Source organism: Nitrosomonas sp. Is37 (genome assembly GCF_033063275.1).
Lineage (GTDB): Bacteria > Pseudomonadota > Gammaproteobacteria > Burkholderiales > Nitrosomonadaceae > Nitrosomonas.
In genome coordinates this window covers 1-4264 of sequence record NZ_JAWJYP010000063.1, presented here as the reverse complement: position 1 = coordinate 4264, position 4264 = coordinate 1, and the positions used below count along the sequence as shown (strand labels likewise).

Genomic DNA, 4264 nt, shown 5'->3' with positions numbered 1-4264 from the left:
AACTACTTGGTTCTGCTTACCTGCAGCGCAGGCCAAGATGATTCTGGCTCTCTCAACCATCCTGCGCTCAGCACTATTGGCTTCGCACGATTTTCTCCAGACGGTCTCTTTGTTCTTCTGTAAGAGTGATTTCTATCGTTTTTCTAGGCATAATGCCTAGTATAAATCAAATAATATATGCTATTAATGCAATTAAACACTAGAATAAAAATTAGGCAATAACGTAATCCATTAAATCAATTGTGCTTCGTTTAAAATGCCAGTCATAAATTTAGCGCTGCCTTTCAATTATTTGTTAGTCCTTCTACTTCGCCAATTCGTATAAGAGCTTTCCCAAATGCTTACGCATTAACCAGTCAATCATTTACTATTTAAGCTTACCATGGCAATGCTTATATTTCTTTCCAGAACCACATGGACAAGGATCATTTCGGCCAACTTTAGTGCTTTTGCGAACAAAAGGTTGTGGCTTTTCTTCAGGACCTTGTTGTTGCTTATCTATTACTTCTTCATAAGCCGCATGGTGATACTGCATATTGAGAGATGGAGATGCTGCTTCGGTTACTGTCTCGACTTGCTGCTCATTTCTTATTTGAACAGTCATGAGTATTTTAGTTACCTCAACCTTAATCTCTTCAAGCATATTAGCAAATAACTCGAAGGCTTCTCGTTTATATTCCTGCTTTGGATTTTTAGCAGCATAACCACGCAAGTGAATCCCTTGCCGTAAATGATCCAATGCTGCCAGATGCTCTCGCCAATGAGTATCAAGGCTATGCAGCATGACCGCCCGCTCGTATTGGTGCATAAGATGGCTACCCACCATCTCTGATTTACTATGATAATGCGCACGTGCTGCTTCCAAAACTCTTTCCAGCAAATTCTCGGCGTGCAAATCAGGCTCTTTATCTAGCCACTCCTGAATTGGCAAATGAAGATGGTAATCGCTCGCTAATGTTTTCTCTAATCCAGTAACATCCCACTGTTCTTCTATACTTTGAGGTGGAATATGGAGATTAAGAAGATTACTGATTACACTTTCTTGAATAGCCGTTACTGTCTCTGAGATATCTTGTTGCGCTTCCAGTAATTCATTTCGCTGTTGATAAATCACATTACGCTGATCATTAGCAACATCATCAAATTCAAGCAATTGTTTACGAATATCAAAGTTTCTGGCTTCAACTTTCCGCTGCGCATTCTCTATTGCCCGCGTTACCCATGGATGCTCTATCGCTTCTCCTTCAGGCATTTTAAGGCGTGTCATAATACTTGCCACACGGTCAGATGCGAAAATGCGCAGAAGTTGATCTTCGAGTGAAAGATAGAAACGACTAGAGCCGGAATCACCTTGTCGCCCAGCACGCCCACGCAACTGATTGTCAATTCTGCGTGATTCATGTCGTTCAGTACCTATGATGTGTAATCCACCCAATTTAATTACTTCATCATGTCGCTCTTGCCATGCTTTCTGTATTTCAGCGACACGCTTCTCTTTGGTTTCTTCATTGAGTGTTTCATCTGAATGAACACGATGAATTTCTGGCTCTGGATTACCTCCTAATACAATATCGGTACCCCTTCCGGCCATGTTAGTCGCAATCGTGATCATTTTGGGTCGACCCGCCTGAGCAATGATATCTGCCTCACGGGCATGTTGCTTCGCATTGAGGACTTGATGCGGTAATTTTTCTTTGTTTAACAAAGAAGAAAGCAATTCATTATTCTCAATGGAAGTTGTTCCAACAAGTGCTGGCTGTCCACGCTGATAACAATCCCTAATATCTTCCAGAATAGCTTGATGTTTTTCCTTCATGGTACGAAAGATTTTATCCATTCTGTCTTCACGAGTCATTGGGCGATGTGTCGGAATAACGACAGTTTCAAGTCCATAGATTTGTTGAAATTCAAAGGCTTCGGTATCTGCTGTCCCTGTCATGCCAGCAAGCTTGTGATACATACGAAAATAATTTTGAAACGTGATCGAAGCAAGCGTCTGATTTTCTTTCTGAATCGGAACACTTTCTTTTGCTTCAACAGCCTGATGCAGACCTTCTGACCACCGCCTTCCCGGCATTAAGCGGCCAGTAAATTCGTCAACGATGATAACTTCATTATTTTGTACTACATAATGCTGATCACGGTGATACAGCGCGTGCGCGCGCAATGCAGCATTGAGATGATGAATCAAATTGATATTGATCGGATCATAAAGGCTTGTCCCAGCCGCTAGTAAGCCAGCCTTAGCGAGTAATTTCTCGGCATGCTCAAAACCTTCCTCACTCAATAATACCTGCTGAGATTTTTCATCCACACTAAAGTCGCCAGGCCCTTTCTCTATTTGCTGGCGGGTAAGTTCAGGTATTAATGCATTGATACGCACATAAATCTCAGTATCGCCTTCTGCTTGGCCTGATATGATCAGTGGAGTACGTGCCTCATCGATTAAAATCGAATCAACTTCATCGACAATTGCAAAATTAAGCATACGTTGTACACGCTCAGCAGGATGACCAACCATGTTGTCGCGCAAATAATCAAAACCATATTCATTATTAGTGCCATAGGTAATATCAGCAGCGTAAGCAACTTGCTTCGTATCTTGCGCCATTTGGGAAATAATTACACCAACCGACAAACCCAGAAATTGGTAAATCTTCCCCATCCAGTCCGCATCACGTCTGGCAAGATAATCGTTTACCGTCACAATATGCACCCCTTGTCCCGTCAAGGCATTTAGATAGGCAGGCAGGGTGGCCACTAACGTTTTACCTTCGCCAGTACGCATCTCAGAAATTTTCCCATCATGCAACACCATTCCACCAATTAGCTGCACATCAAAGTGACGCATTCCCAACACTCTCTTACCTGCTTCCCGCACTACTGCGAATGCTTCGGGTAACAACGCATCGAGCGCTTCGCCGTTGGAAAATCGTTGCTTGAATTCATGAGTCTTGCCGCGTAGATCATTATCAGACAAAGGTGCAATAGTTGATTCTAATTCATTGATAACATGCACAATCTGGAAATATTGCTTGATTAAGCGGTCATTGCGGCTACCAAAAATCCTTTTAAGCAAATTGTTTAACATAAAATATTTAATTTATTAATTTCAATCAATTAGTCACGAGAAATCTTTAGATTCCTGACATTACAATGGAGATTAGAAAAAACACCAGATAATTTCTACCTTGCTTTTTATGACACAATTACAGTATGTTTTTGAGTTCTTGATTATTTATCATTCACTTGATTTTTAGAAATGGAGCAAAAATTTGTCTAAAAAATTTGTCTATTTTGTAAAAATTTAAAAATGAATCATAAAAGATATTGACTGTATATTATTGCCCTCAGGATCCAAAATTAAATTAATGCAAAGAATGGCTTAGCTTTTTTATTCCAATACTCTCTCTGATACTAACTATTCATCAAGTACATGATGCTCACTGCTTTCAGTATAGTTCTCGACTAAATCGTCAATAGTCAAATATGCTCATCTTACCATACTCAAAATAGCAGTCAGTGCAATCAACCGATATGACGCTCAAAAACGCATAAATTACGTCTTTGTCGGAGATTAAAACTCTAATGATTTCTCGTCTTATTTCGAATACATCCTGCTCATAAGAGATTACTATGTCTAAAGAAAGCAAAAATATGATTTCCTGATGAATAGATAAGCAAGAACAAATAATGAGCATCATGCAACACCATAATCAGTGCATGCAGCAGTTTTACGCAAACTGATTGAAATCAGAATATTCGCTTGATGCCGCTTGACACTTTGTGACAAGACAAGACATGCTTCAATATTGCACACAATATCACCGAGTACGAATACATGGTCCATTCGGCAATTACACAAAACTATATGAATGGTGATAATATCTTGGAAGTACTTAACAAACCCGATTTACTGTTAGTATTAGACAGAACTTACTATTTGAAACACCCCTGTTCATTCCTGATACATTGAGTGTTCGTGTTGTCATTGCATTTAAGTTTCACATGGTGAATTGGCGCACAGAATATAAAATCACCGCTGGCACAACTCCGTATATTTCTGTACCCAGACCAAAAATGAAAAACGAACAGTCGATTTAAGACGAGAGCGGCTGACAATAAGGTTGCCTTGGATTGGTATGAACGTATAAAGAAGAGCAAGGACAGATTATTCCAGAAATAATTAGTCGTCCCTGAAAAATCCTTTTTCTCAACTACTAAGTTGTAGGTTAGGCATATTGCCAATCAATAGCCGATTAAT

Annotated in this window: 1 protein-coding gene; it reads right to left on the bottom strand. The window is 39.8% G+C overall.

All coding sequences use genetic code 11. From position 1 onward, the window contains the following. Nucleotides 1-367: 367 nt before the first annotated feature. Entirely contained in the window at nucleotides 368-3091 is a 2724-nt protein-coding gene (secA, locus tag R2Q26_RS15190; RefSeq protein ID WP_317537062.1) for a preprotein translocase subunit SecA, read from the bottom strand. Nucleotides 3092-4264 lie beyond the last annotated feature (1173 nt).